21 protein-coding genes are annotated in these 20090 nt (G+C 64.2%); 10 read left to right on the forward strand and 11 right to left on the reverse strand.

Going from position 1 to position 20090, the window contains the following annotated elements:
- Positions 1-154: 154 nt before the first annotated feature.
- Positions 155-1150 (reverse strand): glycerophosphodiester phosphodiesterase, encoded by a 996-nt coding sequence (locus AC0L2J_RS17495; protein WP_473392444.1) that lies wholly within the window; start codon positions 1148-1150, stop codon positions 155-157.
- Positions 1151-1323: 173 nt separating this feature from the next.
- Here AC0L2J_RS17495 and AC0L2J_RS17500 point away from each other — a divergent pair, with 173 nt between their 5' ends.
- Genes AC0L2J_RS17500 through AC0L2J_RS17510 form a run of 3 tightly spaced genes read left to right on the forward strand, consistent with a single transcriptional unit; the run spans position 1324 to position 4699 of the window.
- Entirely contained in the window at positions 1324-2283 is a 960-nt protein-coding gene (locus tag AC0L2J_RS17500; RefSeq protein ID WP_473392447.1) for an acyl-CoA desaturase, read from the forward strand.
- Positions 2284-2328: 45 nt separating this feature from the next.
- Positions 2329-3711, forward strand: coding sequence for an MBOAT family O-acyltransferase (locus AC0L2J_RS17505; protein ID WP_473392451.1), 1383 nt, complete (start codon positions 2329-2331; stop codon positions 3709-3711).
- Positions 3712-3736: 25 nt separating this feature from the next.
- Positions 3737-4699, forward strand: coding sequence for a hypothetical protein (locus tag AC0L2J_RS17510; protein ID WP_473392455.1), 963 nt, complete (start codon positions 3737-3739; stop codon positions 4697-4699).
- A gap of 6 nt (positions 4700-4705) precedes the next feature.
- On the opposite strand, the gene AC0L2J_RS17515 is transcribed toward AC0L2J_RS17510, so the two are convergent.
- The 3 genes from AC0L2J_RS17515 to AC0L2J_RS17525 all read right to left on the reverse strand — a co-directional run bounded on the left by AC0L2J_RS17515 (position 4706) and on the right by AC0L2J_RS17525 (position 7679).
- On the reverse strand, positions 4706-6406 hold the full coding sequence (locus AC0L2J_RS17515) for a fatty acyl-AMP ligase (RefSeq protein ID WP_473392460.1): 1701 nt from the start codon (positions 6404-6406) through the stop codon (positions 4706-4708).
- 24 nt (positions 6407-6430) lie between these two features.
- Complete coding sequence (locus tag AC0L2J_RS17520; RefSeq protein ID WP_231170978.1) at positions 6431-6814, reverse strand: acyl carrier protein; 384 nt, start codon at positions 6812-6814, stop codon at positions 6431-6433.
- 94 nt (positions 6815-6908) lie between these two features.
- A complete protein-coding gene (locus tag AC0L2J_RS17525; RefSeq protein WP_473392464.1) occupies positions 6909-7679 on the reverse strand; it encodes a L,D-transpeptidase in 771 nt (256 codons plus the stop codon).
- A 306-nt stretch (positions 7680-7985) separates the two neighbouring features.
- On the opposite strand from AC0L2J_RS17525, the gene AC0L2J_RS17530 reads away from it, so the two are divergent.
- Entirely contained in the window at positions 7986-8309 is a 324-nt protein-coding gene (locus tag AC0L2J_RS17530; RefSeq protein ID WP_007613499.1) for a hypothetical protein, read from the forward strand.
- Positions 8310-8416: 107 nt separating this feature from the next.
- Here the strand turns inward: AC0L2J_RS17530 and AC0L2J_RS17535 are convergent, their stop codons facing one another.
- Entirely contained in the window at positions 8417-9178 is a 762-nt protein-coding gene (locus AC0L2J_RS17535; protein WP_018454266.1) for an ABC transporter permease, read from the reverse strand.
- Complete coding sequence (locus AC0L2J_RS17540; protein ID WP_007613497.1) at positions 9175-10098, reverse strand: ABC transporter ATP-binding protein; 924 nt, start codon at positions 10096-10098, stop codon at positions 9175-9177. Before AC0L2J_RS17540 ends, AC0L2J_RS17535 begins: the two co-directional genes overlap by 4 nt.
- A gap of 278 nt (positions 10099-10376) precedes the next feature.
- On the opposite strand from AC0L2J_RS17540, the gene AC0L2J_RS17545 reads away from it, so the two are divergent.
- Both AC0L2J_RS17545 and AC0L2J_RS17550 read left to right on the forward strand, forming a co-directional pair.
- Positions 10377-11090: a hypothetical protein gene (locus tag AC0L2J_RS17545; RefSeq protein WP_007613494.1), complete on the forward strand. Its 714-nt coding sequence runs from the start codon at positions 10377-10379 to the stop codon at positions 11088-11090.
- Positions 11091-11511: 421 nt separating this feature from the next.
- Positions 11512-12501, forward strand: a complete 990-nt coding sequence (locus AC0L2J_RS17550) for a zinc-binding metallopeptidase family protein (protein ID WP_473392468.1) — start codon at positions 11512-11514, stop codon at positions 12499-12501.
- Positions 12502-12523: 22 nt separating this feature from the next.
- Here AC0L2J_RS17550 and AC0L2J_RS17555 read toward each other — a convergent pair whose 3' ends face one another.
- Positions 12524-13375 carry an alpha/beta fold hydrolase gene (locus AC0L2J_RS17555; protein WP_473392472.1) on the reverse strand — a complete coding sequence of 284 codons (852 nt, stop codon included), beginning with the start codon at positions 13373-13375 and terminating at the stop codon, positions 12524-12526.
- Positions 13376-13501: 126 nt separating this feature from the next.
- Between AC0L2J_RS17555 and AC0L2J_RS17560 the strand changes: the two genes are divergently transcribed.
- Together AC0L2J_RS17560 and AC0L2J_RS17565 are read left to right on the forward strand one after the other, a co-directional pair.
- Positions 13502-14119, forward strand: coding sequence for a CGNR zinc finger domain-containing protein (locus tag AC0L2J_RS17560; protein WP_473392476.1), 618 nt, complete (start codon positions 13502-13504; stop codon positions 14117-14119).
- 128 nt (positions 14120-14247) lie between these two features.
- Positions 14248-15180, forward strand: coding sequence for a LysM peptidoglycan-binding domain-containing protein (locus AC0L2J_RS17565; protein ID WP_473392480.1), 933 nt, complete (start codon positions 14248-14250; stop codon positions 15178-15180).
- Positions 15181-15521: 341 nt separating this feature from the next.
- On the opposite strand, the gene AC0L2J_RS17570 is transcribed toward AC0L2J_RS17565, so the two are convergent.
- From AC0L2J_RS17570 to AC0L2J_RS17585, 4 genes are all read right to left on the reverse strand, one after another.
- Positions 15522-15761: a hypothetical protein gene (locus tag AC0L2J_RS17570; protein ID WP_473392484.1), complete on the reverse strand. Its 240-nt coding sequence runs from the start codon at positions 15759-15761 to the stop codon at positions 15522-15524.
- Between the two features lie 27 nt (positions 15762-15788).
- The gene (locus AC0L2J_RS17575) at positions 15789-16106 is read right to left on the reverse strand and encodes a hypothetical protein (RefSeq protein ID WP_018454274.1); all 318 of its coding nucleotides are present in this window, start codon (positions 16104-16106) and stop codon (positions 15789-15791) included.
- 116 nt (positions 16107-16222) lie between these two features.
- Positions 16223-16678 (reverse strand): small heat shock protein HspD, encoded by a 456-nt coding sequence (gene hspD / locus AC0L2J_RS17580; RefSeq protein ID WP_473392488.1) that lies wholly within the window; start codon positions 16676-16678, stop codon positions 16223-16225.
- A gap of 234 nt (positions 16679-16912) precedes the next feature.
- Entirely contained in the window at positions 16913-17986 is a 1074-nt protein-coding gene (locus AC0L2J_RS17585) for a tartrate dehydrogenase (protein ID WP_007613479.1), read from the reverse strand.
- Positions 17987-18120: 134 nt separating this feature from the next.
- Here AC0L2J_RS17585 and AC0L2J_RS17590 point away from each other — a divergent pair, with 134 nt between their 5' ends.
- Positions 18121-19038 (forward strand): LysR substrate-binding domain-containing protein, encoded by a 918-nt coding sequence (locus AC0L2J_RS17590; RefSeq protein WP_473392491.1) that lies wholly within the window; start codon positions 18121-18123, stop codon positions 19036-19038.
- Between the two features lie 37 nt (positions 19039-19075).
- A complete protein-coding gene (locus tag AC0L2J_RS17595; RefSeq protein ID WP_473392493.1) occupies positions 19076-19900 on the forward strand; it encodes an aspartate dehydrogenase in 825 nt (274 codons plus the stop codon).
- The last annotated feature ends 190 nt before the right edge of the window (positions 19901-20090 follow it).

Below are 20090 nucleotides of genomic sequence, written 5' to 3' on the forward strand. Positions count from 1 at the left end.
CCCGGGGCTCCCACCCCCGGGCCGGCGGCCCCCCACCGCGCCGGGCGCCCCTTACAAACCCCCCCCCCCCCCGCCCCCCCCCCCGCCCACCCCCCCCCCCCCCCCCCCCCCCCCCCCCCCCCCCCGCTACAGCAGAAAGCCTGCGGCTCGAGCCTCACGGCTCCACCGGTGTCCCCGCGGGCAACGCAATTGCCTTCTCACCCGCGACTTGCCGCAGCAAATCGGGCCGGTCGGAGATGATCCCGTCGACGCCGATCGCGATCATGCGCGCCATGTCCTCGGGCTTGTTGACCGTCCAGACCACGACACGCAGCCCGAGCGCATGGGCCTCGACGATTAGCGCCGCGGTCACATCGCCGAAATAGGGCGACCAGATCGCGCCGCCCGCAGCCTTGATGGTTCGGGGCAGCGACCCGCCGTGATCAGCCGGGCTGAACCCCGCGGTCCAGTTGGTCGCCTTGTCCAGCGCCACCGTCTGGCCCGAGCCGCGCTGGAGCGTCAGGTACACCGTCGGCATCTTTGGTGACCGCTGCTGGACCAGCAGCAGGGTCCGCCAGTCGAACGACTGGATCATGACGCGGTCGGAGAATTTTTCGGCTTCGATCAGGGCGAGCAGCCTGGTAACGAAGGCTTGTGGATCGAGCGTCTGGTCCGGATGGTTCGGATCGGTCTTGGTCTCGATGTTGAAGCGCACGCGCGTATTGCCGGATTTGCGCACCAGTGCGAACAGCTCGCTCAAGGTTGGAATGCGGGTCCCGGGCAGGGCGCGCTGGTCGGGAAATTGCTTTGCGTAAGGGCTGTCTGGCCGGATCTGGCCGACGTCATATGTCCTGACGTCGGCCAGCCGCAGCTTCACGAAGGGCGTGCCGGGGGTCGCCACATAGGCGCCGCTCGCATCCCGCGTGATATCAGGGTTGAGCCCCCGCTCATGCGAGACGACGACTTCGCCGTCAGCGGTGATGCCGACGTCGAGCTCCAGCGTGTCCACACCCATCGACAGCGCGTTGGCGAACGCGGGAAGGGTGTTTTCCGGCAGCAGTGCCCGCCCGCCTCGATGGGCCTCCGAATCGAATGCCAAATCAGCCCCCATGGCCGGTCCCGCAATGAGAAGTGACAGCACGGTCAAGATCGTCGCAGCACGTGACGGCATGGCGGCTCGTGGGGCAAGGGAAAAGGGGCGATATTTCAACGCGTTTTGGCGCGTCCGGCCGATTGTATAGGCTTTCGTGGCTGTTGAAACCTTGGGCGGTGGCTTCGGCGGTGGCTTGGGTTGCAGCCGCCGCGGGGGTATGTACTCATAGTCGGTGCCCTGGAATCCCGCCCGTGCAGCAGCAACGCGATCATCGAATTATCCGCAGCCGGCATTTTCGCCGGATGCAGCGCCGGCATTTCATCATCTTCGACGTCTTGCCCTTCCTCGGCACGCTGCTGGCACTGGTGCTTCTGTTCTACCGCCCGATCGGCGCGATGGAGCTAGGCCTGTTCGTCGGCTTCTGGCTGGTTACCGGCCTCGGCCTCACCGTCGGCTATCACCGGCTCTTCACCCACCGCGCCTTCGCGACCTCCACGGCGATGAGTGCGATCCTGGTCGTGATGGGATCGATGGCCGGCCGCGGCCCCATGCTGTCCTGGGCGGCAATGCATCGCCGGCACCACGAATTGTCCGATCACGACGGCGATCTGCATTCGCCGCGGCTGCATGGCGACGGCGCGTTCGGCCGCCTGCGCGGTTTCCTGCACGCGCATTTGACCTGGATGATCGAACACGATTATCCCAACGTTGCGCACTATGTCCCGGACCTGATGGCGGATCGCAGGCTGGTTGCCGTCAACAGCTACTATTACACTTGGGTCGGTCTCGGCCTGGTGCTGCCGGCCGCGATCGGCGGCCTCGCCACGATGAGCCTGTGGGGCGTGCTGACCGGCTTGCTCTGGGGCGGCGTGGTGCGCATGTTCGTGGTCGAGCAGACCATGTCCGCCATCAACTCCGTGATGCATAGCTTTGGCGCGCAGCCTTTCGTCACCCGCGACGACAACAGCCGCAATCTCGGCGTGATGGCCTGGCTTGCCTGGGGCGAGGGCTGGCACAACAACCACCATGCCTTTCCCTACTCCGCGGCCTTCGGCCTGCGCTGGTTCGAGTTCGATCCGGGCTTCATCTTCATCAGGGCGCTGGAGGCGCTGGGACTGGCCTGGGACGTCAAGGTGCCGAGCGAAGAGAAGATTGCGCGACGCATGCTGCGGCAGCCGGGTGACGCTGCGCCCGACCTCGAAACGGGCTGAGCATCATCCGCCGGCTCACGCCGGCGATGGCGCGGCTATGAACCGATGCTGTTCAACGACTATCCCTTTCTCCTGGTCTTCCTGCCCGCGGCGCTGCTGATCTATCGCCTGGCCGATCCCTATCCGGGCTTGCGCATCGGCGTGCAGGTCGCGCTGTCGCTCTCCTTCTATGCCTGGGGCAGCCCGTCCTTCATCATGCTCCTGGTCGGCTCGATCGCGATCAACTGGCTCGCTTCGGTCGCCTATGGGCGCGTGAAGTGGCCGGCGGTGCTGACGCTGGTGATCGGGCTCGATCTCGCGGTGCTGGCGTTGTTCAAGTACGCCAACTTCCTTCTCGCTAATCTGGGTCTCGTGCTCGGTACGACGCTGCCGGTGCTCGATGTCGGGCTGCCGCTCGGCATCTCCTTCTTCACCTTCCACCACATCATGTATCTGGTCGACCTGAAGCGCGGCAGGGCTCCGCTCTATGCGCTCGACCGCTACGCGCTCTACATCGTCTTCTTCCCGCAGGCGATCGCGGGCCCGCTGGCGCGCTGGTCGGAGGTGATGCATCAGTTCGGCAGGCAGGTCTACGTTCCGGGCTGGCAGCGCCAGTTCTGCATCGCGACCTGCTTCATCGCGATCGGCCTGTTCGAAAAAATCGTGATCGCCGACGGCCTCGCGCATCTGCTCGATCCCATCTACGCGCAGGCAGCGAACGGGCCGTTGCCGAGCGGCGATGCGTGGCTCGCCTTCTGCTTCTCCTTCCAGATCCTGTTCGATTTCTCCGGCTATTCCGACATCGCAATCGGCCTCGGCCTCCTGTTCGGCGTACAGCTGCCGTACAATTTCAACGCGCCGCTGCGCTCGACCAATATCCAGGATTTCTGGCAGCGCTGGCACATCACCCTGATGCTGTTCCTGCGCGACTACGTGTTTTATCCGCTGGTCAACCTGCGTCTTTTGCCGCGGCGCTGGCTGCCCGTGCAGTTTTTCGCCGCCATGATGATTACGATGGCGCTGTGCGGCCTCTGGCACGGCGCGAGCCGGACCTTCGTGTTGTGGGGCGTGCTGCACGGGCTTGCGCTGGTCGCCTGCACGCTGTGGCGTCGCTATGGCCGGAATTTCCCGTCATGGCTCGGCTGGGCGCTTACCGTGCTGTTCGTGCTCGCGACCGGCGTGATTTTTCGCGCGGGGTCGGTGGAGGCGGCATGGCATGTCTTCGCCGGGCTGATTTCGCCGCTGCCGCTCGAGCGCGGAAAGCATTTGTGGCCGCTGATTGTAGCGCCGCTGTTCGCCTTCCTGCTGCCGGCGAGCCAGGACATCGTGGCGGTGCTCACGCGCCGTCCCAATCCGTGGCTCGCGGCTCTGCTCGGTCTTGGGCTATTCGCATTGCTGCTCCATATGGGTGGTCGGAATCTGCATGACTTCGTCTACTTCAAGTTCTGAGACCGATCCCGGCTGGGGCCGGAGCTTGCTCGCGTGTCTGGGCACGCTGATCGGGGCTGCGCTGCTGGTGCTCGCACTCATGGTGGCGGTCGATCCCTATGACAGCGGCAAGCTCGGCCTGCTCGGTATCGACGGCGTCGACAATCGTCTGACCCAGATCACGGCCGCGAGCCGCGCGAGGAATCCGGCTTTCAATGCCGCCATCCTGGGCAACTCGACGGCGCAGATGATCGAGCCGATGGAATTGTCGCATGCAACCGGCCTGCGATTCGTGCAGCTCTACATGACCGGTGCGTTTCCCCGCCAGGAGCTCGCGGTGCTGGACTTCTTCCTTCGAAATCACCAGGAGGTCGGCGCACTGGTGATCGTGACTGACCCCGGCTGGTGCGCGCATGCCCGGGTGAAGGAGGAGGGCGGCGTCCCATTCCCCGGCTGGCTCTATGACAGAAGCGTCGTCACCTACGCTGCACGGCTGATCTCCTGGCAGGCGATCGAGCACGCTTTTCAGCGGATCAGTATCGGGCTTGGCCGGCGACCACGGATGAACCCGGACGGCTTTGTCAGCTATGAGGACATCTGGCCGCCGGGTCAATTCAAGGAAGTCGGCTGGCCGAGGGATCCGGCGCCGTCCTCGTCTGCCGGGATGCGGGCGACATTTCCCGAGATCGCAGCGCTGGCCGATATCGTCAGGACATTGCCGGCCGATGTGCCCGTCGTCATCATCGTGCCGCCGACCTTCGCAACGACGGTGCCCAAGCCCGGTTCGGAAACAGCCTTGGAGCGCAGCGCCTGCGACGCGGCGCTGAAGAAAGTGATCGCCGGCCGACCGCGCAGCAATTTCATCAGCTACCGCGTCGACAACGATCTCACGCGCGACCGCGCCAATTTTGCCGACTTCATCCACTATCGTCCAATCCTCGCGCGCAAGATCGAGCAGGGGATCGCCGTGAGCCTGCGCGATGGGGAAAGCGCGAAAATCGATTTCTGAGCCGGCTCAGCCGAGCTGCTCAAAACCGCCATCGAGCCAGAGCTTGCGTGCCAGCTTGCGCTGGATCTTGCCGCTGGTGGTCTTCGGCAGCGTGCCGGGCCGGATCAGCGCGATGTGGCGCGCGGAGAGTTCGTGGTTGTCGCCGATGGCCTCGCGAATTAGGCCCCTGATCGCTTCAGTGTCGATCGAGTGGCGCGCGGTGCGCTCGACTTCCTGAACGATGACGAGTGCCTCCTCACCGCTCTCATCCTGCACCGAGAACGCCGCGCCGCAGTTTTCGCGCAAAGCTTGGTCGAGGGATTGCACCGTGCGCTCCACGTCCTGCGGATAATGGTTGATGCCGCGGATGATGATGAGGTCCTTGATCCGTCCCGTGACGTACAATTCGCCGGTGGCGTCGACGAAGCCGAGGTCGCCGGTGCGCAGCCACGCTCCATTTTCGCCGGAAATCCGCGCATTGAGCCCCTCGCGCGTCACCTCGTCGTTGCGCCAATAGGCACGGGCAATATTGGCCCCACTCACCCATATCTCGCCGACGCGGTCCGCGGGCAGGCGTGTGTGGCTCTCTGCGTCCACGATGGCGATCCGCTCGCCGGTGAGTGCGCGGCCGCAGCCGACGGCGACCTGCGTATCTTCGGCGTCGGCAGGCGCCTCCGCCGTATGCGCCTGAAGCGCCGTGCGGCTCACGCTGCGGGTGACATGACCGCCGCCGCGGCTTCCGCCGGAAATCAGGAGCGTCGCTTCCGCCATGCCGTAGGCGGGGTACATCGCGCGCGGATCGAAGCCGTGCGGCGCGAATGTCCGGACGAACCGCTCGATGGTCTCCGCATGCACCGGCTCTGCGCCGTTCAGCGCGATCCCCAGCGAGGACAGGTCGATGCCCTCCATCTGGTCGGCGCGATAGCGGCTGACGCAGAGGTCGAAACCGAAATTCGGGCTGCACGCCACTTCGGCGCGATAATGCGAGATCGCGCGCAGCCAGCCGAGCGGCCGCTGCATGAACGCATTCGGTGCCATCAGCACGCAGGTCGCGCCGACATAGAGCGCCTGCAGTGCGTTCAGGATCAGCCCCATGTCGTGATAGAGCGGCACCCAATTGACGTAAGTCGATTGCCGGGTGTTGCCGAGCGCGAGCCGGATCATCTCGAGATTAGCGAGCAGATTGGCGTGGCTCACCATCACGCCTTTGGGCTCGGAGGTAGAGCCGGAGGTGTATTGCAGGAAGGCGATATCGTCCGGCGCCGGCTCGGGTAGTTCGATTGTCTCACCGTCGGCCGCGGCGAGATCGACCTCGATCCAGCGAATGTCCGCTTGCTCGAAGCGTGCCCGCAGATCACCACGGAGCAAGACGGCCGAATTGGTCAGCGCCACCGCCGGCGTGCAATTGGCGAGTATCGCGGCGCTGGCATCGCGCGCGCTGTTTCGCCGCGGCATCATCATCGGCACGGCGATGATGCCGGCCATCAGACAGCCGAAGAACGCCACCATGAACTCGATGCCGGGCGGAAACACCAAGATGGCGCGGTCGCCGGGACGCGCGGTCGCGGTCAGTCGTGACGCGAGCGCGCCCGCGGCATCGTGCAGCTGTCGAAAGGTGAGGGCAGCTTCCTCCGTCCCGCGATCGGAGACGAAGACATAGGCGCAGTCGTCGGCCTGGTCCGCCGCACGCCGGGCCAGCACTGCCACGAGCGAGCGGAAGGTTTCCATGGGTTGCGTCGGCTTCAGCCGCCCTCAGGCGGCGGGGCGGATTGCGCGCTTGTCGGCGAGAAATCGCGACAGCGCCTCAACGGTCGGATGGTCGTAGAAGTCGTCTGTCGATAGTTCGAGGTCGAGCTTCTCCTCGAGTTCCATCATCAGGTAGACCAGCATCGCCGAATCGAGGCCGAGGCGGCTGAACTTCGTGCCGAGGTCGACGCGGTCCCTCGAAATTCGCAGGATATTTGCCAGGGCGTTAACGCAGAAATCCGAAATCTGCTCGCGTGTCATGTCATGTCCCAGAAACAATGGGAACGACAATACGGGCGACCCTCCGGTTGTCAATTTTGCCGGGTCGCCGCTGCGTTGAAGGTTGTGGACTGTTGCTTCCTTGCGTCGGCCGGTGCCCGATCCGCGCACCGGCTGGCGCTATTCCTGCGGTCGACTGCGGCAAGCGCCGGTCGCGGCGGCGGCTTTCTGATTCGCTGGCGCGGCAACGCCGCGTTCAGATAGGTCAATTCTGGTAGTAATAGCCACGCGGTTGGTAAACCTGCCGGGGCTGCGGCTGATAATAGGTACCGTAGCCCTGATTGTAATATTGCTGCGGCTGCTGCTGATAGACCTGTGCGTCATAGAGCGGACGGTTGCCGCGCGGGGCGGGGTAGCGCGCGACGGTGTCGCTGCCGTCGGCCGGATAGATGTAGTTGTCATCCTGCGGCATGTAGCGGCGGGCAGGTGCGGCCTGAGGCGTCAGGTTCACGGGATCGCCTGATGTGGCGTACTGCTCTTCGGCGGGCTGCGGCGCGCGGGCCACGGCCGTGGGGTTGCGGCCACGCGGATTGCGCGCGAGCGCCACCTGCGCCGAACCGGTCAGCGTTACCGTGGTGTTGAGCACGCCCTGCTGCTGCACCAGCGCGTAGAGCGTCGTGGCATTCTGGCGCGACAGCCGCACGCAGCCATGCGAGGCGGGCGTGCCAAGCCGGCCGACCGAGTCGGTGCCGTGGATGGCGTGCCCGACTTTGGTGAAGAAGATCGCGTGCGGCATCGGCGCGTCGTCGAATTCCTTGGAATAGTGATCCTCTTCCATGCGGAAGGTGCGGAACGCGCCGTTCGGCGTCTCCCGCGAGGGGATGCCTGTCGACACCGGCCAGTGGTAGCGCGCGACGCCGTCGACGGCGACGGTCATCTGCTGATTGTCCTTGTCGACCGTGATCTCGACCTTGGCCTGCGCGGTGCCCGCGCTCAAAAGCATCAGGGAGGTGAAAGCAATAAAAAACGAACGCATCTGACTCGTGGCCTCCGGCCTGTTCACACTAGGCGCCGCGGCTCTCCGTCCCCCGGCGTGCATTATGCCTGCAATCCGGCTTTCGTTCCAGCGGCCTGCCCGCCCATCGTTAACGGGACGCCCGGCGTAAGCAAGGCCGCTTTGCGCCGCAAAGCCTGCGGCGGTGCTGACATTTTCGCGAGCGGGAGATGCGTTCACAACGCCGACAATTCGTCTCAATGGCGCAACCATTTGGCTGCATCGGCGTTGACGATGACCTGCCTCGACCGGCGGCTTCCGCGGCCGGTTTCACCTTTGGGAATGAAGATGAACAAAGTTTGCGTCGCCGCCGCTTCACGGCCGGCTGGTCTGCCTTTCCGTCTGCTCTTCGCTGGTGCCGCCATTCTGGCCGCGCTGTCCTGCGTCCCACAGCCTGGCCATGCCCAAGGCATCGTTCGGGGCGCCCAGGAAGGTTCTTATGAAGGCAACCGGATCGCCGGCCCTGTCGGCGGCGTGGTGGGTGGTGCGGTCGGCGCCGGTGTCGGCGGTGCCGTCGGCGCGGTCGAGGGGGTGTTCGGCATTCCCCATCGCGGCCACCGTCGCTGCCGCGGCTATTACGACGGATACAACCGCTTCCACTGCTATCGGTGATGTCGTCGTAGCCCGGATGGAGCGAAGCGCAATTCGGGGCCACTACCGTCTGAAAGCCGCGCCTGTCCCGGATAACGCTTACGCTCCATCCGGGCTGCGCCTCTCGATCAGTTCTTCAACCGATACCCCGTGCGGAAAATCCACCAGATCACCACCAGACAGATCACCAGGAACGCCGTCGTCATGCCGATGCTGACGGCCATGCTGACGTCCGCGATCTCGTAGAAACTCCAGCGGAAGCCGGAGATCAGATAGACGACCGGATTGAGCAGCGCCACCGTGCGCCAGGCGGGCGGCAGCATGTCGATGGAATAGAAGCTGCCGCCGAGGAAGGTCAGCGGCGTCACCACCAACATCGGGATCATCTGCAGCTTTTCGAACCCGTCGGCCCAGATGCCGATGATGAAGCCGAACAGGCTGAACGTCACCGCCGTCAGCACCAGGAAGGCCAGCATCCAGACCGGATGATGGATGTGCAGCGGCACGAACAGGCCGGCCGTGGCGAGGATGATCAGGCCGAGGATGATCGATTTGGTCGCGGCCGCGCCGACATAGCCGAGCACGATCTCGAAATAGGAGATCGGCGCCGACAGGATCTCGTAGATCGTGCCGGTGAATTTCGGGAAGTAGATGCCGAACGAGGCGTTGGCGATGCTCTGCGTCAGCACCGAGAGCATGATCAGGCCCGGCACGATGAAGGTGCCGTAGCTGACGCCCTCGACCTGGCTGATGCGCGAGCCGATCGCGGCGCCGAACACCACGAAATACAGCGAGGTCGAGACCACCGGCGAGACGATGCTTTGCAGCAGCGTGCGCCAGGTGCGCGCCATTTCGAACAGGTAGATGGCGCGGACAGCCCGGTAGTTCATGACGCCCTCACGAGATCGACGAAGATGTCCTCGAGCGACGATTGCGTCGTGTCGAGATCGTTGAAACGGATGCCGGCGGTGCGGAGGTCGCCGAGCAGGCTGGTGATGCCGGTGCGCTCGCCCTTGGTGTCGTAGTCGTAGACCAGCGTGGCGCCGCCGTCGCATAGGTCGAGCTCGTAATGCCCGAGGCTCTCCGGCAGGGCATCGAGCTTGCCTTGCAGATGCAGCGTCAGCCGCTTCTTGCCGAGCTTCTGCATCAATGTGGCCTTGTCCTCGACCAGCACGATCTCGCCCTTGTTGATGACGCCGATGCGGTCGGCCATCTCCTCGGCTTCCTCGATGTAATGCGTGGTCAGGATGATGGTGACGCCGGATTGCTGGAGCGTGCGCACCACCTCCCACATGCCCTTGCGCAGCTCGACGTCGACGCCGGCGGTCGGCTCGTCCAGGAACAAGATCTGCGGCTCGTGCGACAGCGCTTTCGCGATCATCACGCGACGCTTCATGCCGCCGGAGAGCGTGATGATCTTGCTGTCCTTCTTGTCCCACAGCGAGAGGTCCTTCAGCACCTTCTCGATATGATCGGGGTTCTTCGGCTTGCCGAACAGCCCGCGGGAGAAGCTCACGGTCGCCCACACGCTCTCGAAGGCATCGGTGTGCAATTCCTGCGGCACCAGCCCAATCAGCGAGCGCGCCTTGCGATAGGAGGTCTGGATGTTCTCGCCGCCGACGAGGACCATGCCTTCGCTCGGATTGGCGATGCCGCAGATGATCGAGATCAGCGTGGTCTTGCCGGCGCCGTTGGGGCCGAGCAACGCGAAGATTTCGCCGCGCTTGATGTCGAGATTGACGTTCTTGAGCGCCTTGAAGCCGGACCCATAGGTCTTCGACAAATTGGCGACGGAAATGATGGAGGACATGATGGCCGCAAGTCTGAGGGGCTAAGGCTGGGGAGGGAGGCTGGAACCTGCCGGGAGGGGCGGGTCAGCGGAGCCCTGAGATAGGAAGGCCCTTGCGCGGCTGCAATTAGCCGGAGAAAAATGGCCCCAAAACAGGCCCTTCCGTGGCAGGTTTCGGGTAAGTGTTGCGCGATGGTCACGGCTTGCTGCTAAGATCGTCGTTCACGCGGCTCTTTGTTGCGTCTGCGAGCGGGCCAGGGCTACGATTCCCGCGAAGCATATTCCCAGGGAAAAGATCGATGAGTCTTAACGGCCGTCATACCGCCGGCGTGAGCCAGTTGTCCGCCTTCCGCGCGTGGGCGATGGGCCTGCTCCTGCTGTCAGCTGTTGCCATCAGCCCGACCACCGCCAAGGCGGCGCCGAGCCAGGCTGCGGTCGCGACCACGCATGTCTACCTGCTCCGCGGCGTGCTCAACATCTTCTCGCTCGGGCTCGACACGATCGGCGCCCGCCTTCAGGCGCAGGGCATCCCGGTAACCGTCGCGAATTTCGTGTCGTGGTCGTCGCTCGCCGATGAGGCCGCGACCGCCTATAAGGCCGGCCGGCTCAAGACCATCGTGCTGGTCGGACACTCCTCCGGCGCGACCGCACTGCCGGACATGATCGCCAAGCTCAACCAGCTCGGCGTGCCCGTGAAGCTCGCGGTTGGCCTCGACTCCGTGTTCAAGACCAAACTCTCCACCGGCGCCGAACGCTACATCAACATCTATATCGGTGATGGTCCCGGCGAGCCGGTGCGGGCCGCGGCCGGCCTGCGCGGCAAGCTCGACAATGTCGACGTCCGGGGATCCGGCGTCGGCCACATCTCGATCGACAAGAACGAGGCGATACAGCGCCGCGTGATTGCCGAGATCGACGCCGCAATCATGCGCTCGCGCGCACCTGCTCCAGTTGCCGAACCCGGCGCGCCCAGGCCGGCGCGGTCGGCGGCGGCAACGGCTCCCCGGAATTAAGCCCTTCGCGGCAAGCCGCTGAATTGACAATGCCGCCGTCACGCCGACGGCGGCATTGTCGTATCTGCACAAGCCAGACGTCTGCACAAGACAACGCTTGAGCACCTGCCGGTCGAAGGAAGGGAACTCGGCACCCGATCTGGTGTTGTCACACCATGACAAGGAAACGAAACGTCGGCCCCATGGCGGTTCAGCCCGAGCGGGCATGGGCCGGTCGCCCTGTTTCCGAAAATGTCCTTGAGAAAGAGCCGCAGCCTCAATCGCGCCAGTTGAGCGCGACGCGCGCCGGCCTGTTGAGACAGCACGCGCTCCGAACGCAGCGGGCGTTGCTGGCCGGCAACCGCGACGGTCGCAAGAGTTAAAAGTTCCTCGAATTGACAGGCCGGTGTTCCGGTGTGCCGTCTGTCTGGGGCCAGTCCACGTGAAATTTTTTCAGTGCCCGTCATGCCGCCATCCTGTCTCGTTCGAGCACGTCGCGTGCGCGAATTGCAGCACCGAGCTGGCGTTCGATTCCTCGCGCATCGAGATGACGAAACTTGCATCCCATCAAGCTTGCCGCAACCGCGAGATCATCGGCTGCAACTGGTGTGTCGAGGGCGCGGACTGGTATTGCGGTTCGTGCCGCCTCACGCGCACGATTCCAAATCTCGGCAGCACCAGAAACATCATGCTCTGGCGCCGCATGGAGGAAGCCAAGCGCCGTCTTCTCTATGATCTCGGCCGCCTCAGGCTTCCGCTCGCATCGCGCACAGGCGAAGCATTGGCTTTCGACATTCTCTCGGACGAGGTCAGTCCGATCCTGACGGGGCATCTCTCGGGCCTGATCACGCTCAGTCTTGCGGAGGCCGACGATGTCGAGCGAGAATCTCGCCGCGTGGCATTCCGGGAGCCGTACCGCACGCTGCTTGGGCATTTCCGGCACGAGATCGGTCACTTCTATTGGGACCTGCTCGTTGACGGCACGACATTCCGGGCCCCGTTCAAGCTGATCTTCGGTGACCAGGCGCAGGACTATCAGGCTGCGATCAACTCCTATTACAGCCGCGCCGATCGTTCATACGACCGAAGCGGCTTTATCAGCGAGTACGCCACGTCCCATCCCTGGGAGGATTGGGCGGAAACGTTCGCGCATTTCCTGCATATCGTGTCGACGCTCGACTCGCTGGCAGGTTTGCCGTTGGCGCTGGACGAGCGCGCCCGCCAGACTCTGACGGATCCCTATCTCGAGAGCGACTTCGAGGCACTCCTGGCCCTGTGGATGCCGCTTGCCCGCAGCATCAACGAACTCAACCGCTCGCTTGGGATGAGCGAGGCATATCCCTTCGACATATCGCCGGCGGTCAAGGGCAAGCTGCATCTCGTCCACATGGCGATCAGCGCATTCCGCGATCAGCAGAGCTTGGCGGCGTAAACGTCGCGGAGGACAGCCCCCGTTACGTCAGGAAGGTACGAATGCTGTCCGCGATCTCCTTCGCGTGCGTCTCCAGCGCAAAATGACCGGTGTCAAAGAACTGCACCACGGCGTTCGGATTGTCGCGTTTGAACGCTTCGGCGCCGGGCGGAATGAAGAACGGATCGTTCTTGCCCCAGACCGCCAGGAACGGCGGCTTGTGCTTGCGGAAATAGTCCTGGAAAGCGGGGTAGAGCGCGACGTTGCTCTTGTAGTCGCCCATGAGATCGAGCTGCACGTCATCCGCGCCCGGGCGCGCAAGGTAGAAATTGTCGAGATTCTGTCCGTCCGGTGACACGGTCGTCGGATCGGGGACGCCATGCGTGTACTGCCAGCGCGTCGCTTCCGGTGTGAGGAAGGCGCGCAGCGCATTGCGATTCGCGGGCGACGGATCCTGCCAATAGGCCTTGATCGGTGTCCAGCCGTCGCTGAGGCCATCCTCATAGGCGTTGCCGTTCTGCGAGATGATCGCCGTGATCCGCTCGGGGTGACTGAGCGCAAGCCGGAACCCAGTCGGCGCGCCGTAGTCGAAGACGTAGACCGCGAACCGGTCGAAGCCGATCACTTCGGTGAAGCGTTCGATCACGCGTGCGACATTGTCGAACGTGTAGCGGAAGCTTTCGCGCGAAGGCATGTCGGATTGGCCAAAGCCGGGAAGGTCGGGCGCGACGATATGAAACCTGTCGGCAAGCAGCGGGATGAGGTCGCGAAACATGTGGCCTGCGCTGGGGAAGCCATGCAGCAGCAGGAGTTTTGGCGCTCCGACAAGACCTGCCTCGCGATAGGCCACCTTGAAACCGTCGACATCCGCGCTGCGGTACGTGATTGAGGCCATGACATTCTCCATTTGAAGTAACCGTATAAGAGCTATTTAAGAGGTTACTATCAGGCCCGTAACTTGTCAATGCCGTTTTAACTGGTTATCTATGCTCATGTTCTCCCGACCGGCCAAGGACCGCTCATGGACCGCCCGCCTGCCATGTTCATCGCCGACTCGCTCGGCCTCGACTTCCTGAACTCGGTGGCGACACCGGTCGATACGCCGGTGGACTGGATCGACGATGGTTATGGCCTGATCGACTGGCTGGCGCAGGCGAAGCTGGTGCCGCCGGATGATCTGCACGCGCTGACGGCCCGCGCCACGCCGGACGAACTGGACAAGGTCGCGGATCAAGCGCGCGCCTTGCGCGAATGGTTCAGGGGATTCGTGCGTAAGCATGCGGGCCGGCCGCTCACGACGGATGCATTGCGCGAGCTCGGTCCATTGAACAGCCTGCTGGAGCGCGACGAAGCGTTCAGCCGGATCGAGCCAGGGCATGACGATGGCGACGCTCTCGCATTGCGAATGAAGCGGCGCTGGCGATCACCGGAAGCGCTATTGCTGCCGGTTGGCGAAGCCATGGCGAAGTTCGTCTGCGAGGAGGACTTTTCCAACGTCAAGGCGTGCGAGGGTCACAACTGCACCATGCTGTTCGCCGACCACACGCGCAGGCGCGCGCGGCGATGGTGCATCATGGCTGTCTGCGGCAACCGCGCGAAACAGGCCGCCCACCGCAGCAGGCTCAAGAGCATCCAGTGATTGGGCATCGAGATGCTCAAATCAGCGGCGATCGAGCCCTGGTTCCGTGCCCCAAATTCCACCCAATCGGCCGTCACTAAGCGCCTTTGGGGGAGGCTGCAGCCTCCCGGAGTGGGACTGCTGGACTGATGATCGATTTGAGGCGACTCCTCGCGCTGGCAGCCGTTGCACTGCTCGCCTTGAACACCGGGACGGCCGTTGCCTCACCTGCCAAGACGAAGCCCGCCGCGGCCGCACCCGCCGCGCCGCCCCCCCCACCGTTCGAGCCATTGCCGCCGCCGAAAATCTACCTGTTCCGTGGCGCCATGGGGCCGTTCTTCTCCACCGGCATGGACCGGCTCGAAGAGAAGCTGACGAAGGCCGGCTTTTCGGCCAACGTCTATGAATTCACCATCTGCCGATGGATCGGCGAACGTGCGATCTCCAGCTACAAGGAAACGCCGGCGCCGATCGTGCTGATCGGGCATTCGATGGGCGGGCTTTGCTCGATCGTCATCTCGGAGATGGCGGCCAAGGAGAACGTCCCGATCAGCCTCGTCATCACCATCGATCCCGCGCATGCGACCGGCGACGTGCCGCTCAATGTCGAGCGCTTCATCAACATCTACCTCTCCGACAGCGTGCTTGGCGGCGGCAACGTGGTCGCGGTGCCGGGCTATCGCGGTCACTATGCGAGCTATGACCTGAAGGAGAACGCGCGGGTCAGCCACATCAACATCGAGAAGTCCGACGACATCCACCGTCAGATCGTCGACATGGTCACGCAGTTGCCGCGCATTCCGCCCCAGACGCAGGTGGATGCCGTGCCCCTGCGTTATCTCGTGCCGGCGAACACGCTGGTCGAATTGTGGGACAGTGGCGTGCGGCTACCGGTGCGCCGCGGCGACACCATGGAGAGTATCGCGGCGGCCAATCGCGTGCCGTTGTGGTCGCTCGCGCAGAGCAACTCGTTGCCGGAGAACGCAACACTTACCCCCGGCCAGTCCATCATCGTCCCGCGCCACCTGACGCCGCCGGACCCGACAGCCGCCATGGCGACCCCACCGCCCGGACGGCGGTAAGCGTCCGCAATGGAGGTGGCCGGGATGGGCTTGGCTGATGCCAGGCACCATCCCACGCGGCCCCTGTCATTCACGCATCTTGTGCCGCGGCAGCGATCTTGATGCGGGTGTCGCCAGGGAGGAGCGCGCCGTGGCGGAAGCCCGGCCCGCCGGGCGATAGGGCGCGGCGAGAAGCATCAGAAACAATGCCCTTTCAGCCGCATATTTGGCGGCGGGTCGGCCGTTTTCGAAGCCGTGCATGACCAGGCGTCCTTCCGTCGTGCAGACACGCCAGCGCCATGTCCTTCGACCGCATTTCTTCAGGAACACTTCGAACGTCGGGAGGTGTTCGGGCATGTCGATTACCCGTGGCTGTTTGCCGCCAGGCGCGTCGTTGCGTTCCCAATCGCCCGGTTCGGAGCCTGAAAGGTGAGCGGAAAGGTAGAGACGGCGAGCTTCTCGATCGCCGAACGTTCCTCGGACACACGTCTCTCGATGAACCGCCGTTCGAACTCGGTCAGCTCGGTCTTGAGCAACCGCTGATAGCGGCTGATGTTGCTGCGGTGGCCGCGCAACAAGGCCAGCTCTTCATCAAGCATCATCGCAATCCCCGTTGAACTGTCGTGGCCTTAGGCTGCGAGGCCGGTTCGCTCGACGGATCGCGTGCGGACCGGCTTGCCACCCGGAGGTCCCTTCGGATGGTGGTCGAGGCTCGCGAGCGCTTCCAGAATTTCGTCGATGGTGACGGCCTTGTCCGAACCGGGCAGCTCACGCAATGTCGGACTCGAGGCGACGCTGGCTGCGTCCGAAGCCCAGGACGCGAGGATCGCACGCTTCTCGCCGATCGACAGAGTTGGATCGGCTATGACGTCGCGGGGATGATCATAGACAGAGCCAGGGTGCAGTATCGCATTCAGATCGATGATGTTGTCGGCATGATCGAGCATGAGAGGTCCTCCTCCTTTCTCTAAACCTCTGACTTGCATTCGGTACGCGGTCGAAGGCCATGGTCGATCCCGCCCGACGTTCGGACGGGATCACGCAGGTCTCCGACAGACCGAATTCAGGCGGCTTTGCCCTCGAGTTGATGCACGTTGCCGGACGGCGCGGCATTGATGGCAATTCGCCGCGGCTTCATGGCTTCAGGGATTTCCCGGACCAGTTCGATCTTGAGCAGGCCGTTCTCGAACGAGGCGCTGTGCACCTGAACATAATCGGCCAGGTTAAACTGCCGCTTGAACGGCCGCGCGGAAATGCCCCGGTAGAGATATTCGCGTTCGGTCCTGTCCGGCTTGTTTCCCTCGACGGTCACCGCGTTCTGCTCGGCCGTCACCGAGACCTCGTTGGGTGCAAAGCCCGCAATCGCAAGCGAAATCTGGTAACGATCCTCGCCGACGCGTTCGATGTTGTAGGGAGGATAGTTGTCCTCGCCGGCACGCTGTGCCGTTTCAACGAGGTCGAAAAGGCGGTCGAAGCCAACGGTCGAACGCCACAAGGGAGAGAAGTCGTAAGTGCGCATAGCCAGATCCTCCAAGGAGCAAAATGGATACGAACGACACCGGACACGACCGGTGCCCGTCTCAGCTTCCCGACCCTACAGGCGTCGGGAACGCCACCTCTCGGCGGCAGCGGAAAAATAAAAAAAGCCCGTTTTGGTTTCAAGAGGGGGTCCAAAATTTTTTGGAAATCCCCGGCGCCTCCCGCCCCAACCCTCTCCCCGGTAGAACGGGGGAGGCAGGAGACGCACCTCGGACTACACGTTCGATCCGTGGATCGCCTCGATCACGGCATCCGTCACGTCCTTCGTCGTCGCCTTGCCGCCGACGTCAGGCGTGAGCACGCCGGCTGCACATACTTTCTCCACCGCCGCCATCAGCCGCGCCGCCGCGTCCTTCTCGCCCAGATGCTCCAGCATCTGCGCGCCGGTCCAGAACGTCGCGACCGGGTTGGCGATGCCCTTGCCGGTGATGTCGAACGCCGAGCCGTGGATCGGCTCGAACATCGAGGGGAAGCGGCGCTGCGGATCGATGTTGCCGGTCGGCGCCACACCGAGGCTGCCCGCCAGCGCGCCCGCGAGGTCGGAGAGGATGTCGGCGTGCAAATTGGTCGCGACGATGGTATCGAGGCTCTTTGGATGCAGCGTCATGCGCACCGTCATGGCGTCAACCAGCATCTTGTCCCAGGTCACATCAGGGAATTCTCCCGCGACCTCGGCGGCGATCTCGTCCCACATCACCATGCCATGACGCTGGGCGTTCGACTTCGTCACCACGGTCAGGAACTTGCGCGGACGCGATCGCGCGAGCTCGAACGCATAGCGCATGATCCGCGTCACGCCGACGCGGGTGAACACCGCGACCTCGGTGCCGACCTCTTCCGGGAGACCCCTGTGGGCGCGACCGCCCATGCCGGCATATTCGCCCTCCGAATTCTCGCGCACGATCACCCAGTCGAGGTCGCCGACGCCGACATTGCGCAGCGGCGAGGCGACGCCCGGCAAGATCTTGGTCGGCCGCACATTGGCATATTGGTCAAAGCCCTGGCAGATCGGCAGGCGCAGGCCCCACAGCGTGATGTGGTCGGGCACGTCGGGCGCACCGACCGCGCCGAAATAGATCGCGTCGAACTTCTTGAGCTCCGCGAGGCCGTCGGCCGGCATCATCACGCCGTGCTTCTTGTAATAGTCCGAACCCCAGTCGAACGTCTTGATGTTGAAAGCGAGGTCGCCGCTGCGTTTTGCCAGCGCCTCCAGCACGCGGACGCCGGCGGAGATGACCTCGGGGCCGATGCCGTCCGCGGGGATCGCTGCAATCGAGTGGGTACGCATGAGGATGCTCCGTCCAGATGTCGGTGAGATTGCGTGACGCCAAGGAACCTAGGCAGGGAGGGGCAGGAACTCAATCGGCGCTGGTTTATACAAAAAAATGATATAATCCCGTCCCAGGATCAGAGGACCGGTGGATGGATTTGCATCAGTTGCGATGCTTCGTGGCGGCGGCCGAGCAGTTGCATTTCGGCCGTGCGGCGCAGCATCTCCAGATGCTGCCCTCCGCACTCGGCCGCCAGATCAAGCTGCTGGAGCAGGATCTGGGTACGCGGCTGTTCGCGCGGACGACGCGTGCGGTTTCGCTGACGGAAGATGGCGCGACGCTGCTGCGCGATGCCCGTGCCATCCTCGCCCGCGTCGAGGCGGTCGAGAGCAATCTGCGCAATCGCGCGCGCCCGGGCGCTGCTCGAAAACTCCGGGTCGGCGCCGTCGACAGTGCTGCGGCCGGACTGTTGCCGGCGTTGCTGCGCGATTTTCGCGCAAAGCATCCTGATATCGCGGTGCAGCTTCTGGAGGAGAAGACCGTCCGGCTCTTGCCGAAGATTTTGACCGGCGCACTCGATCTTGCCTTCGTGCGTCCGCCGGCTCAGCGGGACAAGCGGCTTGAATTCCGCGATCTGCTGCAGGAGACAGCCATCGTGGCCTTCCCGCAGCGCCACGCGCTGGCCAGACGCAAGTCGATCACGCTGGCGGAGATCGCCGAGGAGGCGATGCTGGTGCCGGATCGTCGCTCGCGGCCGCACAGCCACGACCTCACGATAAGACTGTTCGAGCAGGCAGGCCTCACGCCGCGTATTGTGCAGGTCGCCGACGAGAAGCAGACGATCATCAATCTCGTCGCAACCAGGCTCGGGGTCGCGATCGTGCCGCGCTGGTCCACGCGGATGGCGGTCACAGGCGTACGCTTCGTGCCGTTGCGGCCAAAGCAGATCGGGCCCGTCGGCCGGCTGCCGCTCGCTGCCGCATGGCTGCGCGGCTCGCGTGATCCGGCCCGCGACGCAATGCTGTCCGTGCTCGAGACGCGTCTGCGCAGCTATGCGCGCGACGCCTGAGGCGCTATGACATCGGCTGGGCGAGAGGGGTGATGCGATGATTGAACGGCGAGCTTCGAATGAATTGCGGGTTGCCATCGCGGGGCTCGGCTCGATCGGCACCAAGATCGCGACCGCGCTCGATCAGGGCATCGAGGGACTGACGCTCTCCGCCGTGGCGGTGCGCGATCCCGCAAAGCATCGGAAATTGCTCGGCAGCCTGCGTCGTCCGCCATCCGTATTGCCGCTCGACCAGCTCGGCGACGCCGCCGACATCGTCGTCGAATGCGCGCCGAGCAGCCAACTGCGTGCGATCGTCGAGCCCGCTGTGAAACGCGGCAAGGCCGCGGTCGTCGTCAGCGTCGGTGGGCTGCTCGATAATTTCGATCTTGTCGATCTCGCCCGCGCCAATGGCGGCCGCATCCTGGTGCCGACCGGCGCGCTGATCGGGCTCGACGCCGTCAACGCGGCTGCGATCGGCACCATCCGTTCGGTGAAGATGGTCACACGCAAGCCGATCGACGGCTTGAAGGGCGCGCCGTTCATCGTCCAGAACAACATCGATATCGACCATCTGCGCGAGCCGCTGAAGCTGTTCGAAGGTACGGCGCGCGAGGCTGCGAAAGGCTTTCCGGCCAATCTCAACGTTGCGGTCGCGCTGTCGCTCGCGGGCGTCGGGCCGGATCGCACCCAGGTGCAAATCTGGGCCGATCCGACCGTGACGCGCAATGTTCACCGCATCGAGGTCGAGGCGGATTCGGCGCGCTTCTCGATGTCAATCGAGAACATCCCCTCCGAAAATCCCAAGACCGGGTTGATCACGGCGCTGTCGGTGATCGCGCTGCTCCGCAAGCAGCGCGCCACGCTCTGCGTCGGGACGTAAGTTTCAGACCGTGACGAGTTGAGGTCGAGTCAGGTTCGACCAACAGCATCGCTCTCTCCGTTCCCTCCCCCCATGGGGGGGGGGGGCAGGGGGGGGGGGGCCGCGGGGGGGGGGGTTGGGGGGGGGCCGCCCACTGCAAAGGCGCGGGCCGGCACCGCGGACGGGGGGGCCCCGCACCCGAACCCCCCCC

This window comes from Bradyrhizobium sp. MV1.5, from assembly GCF_055807615.1.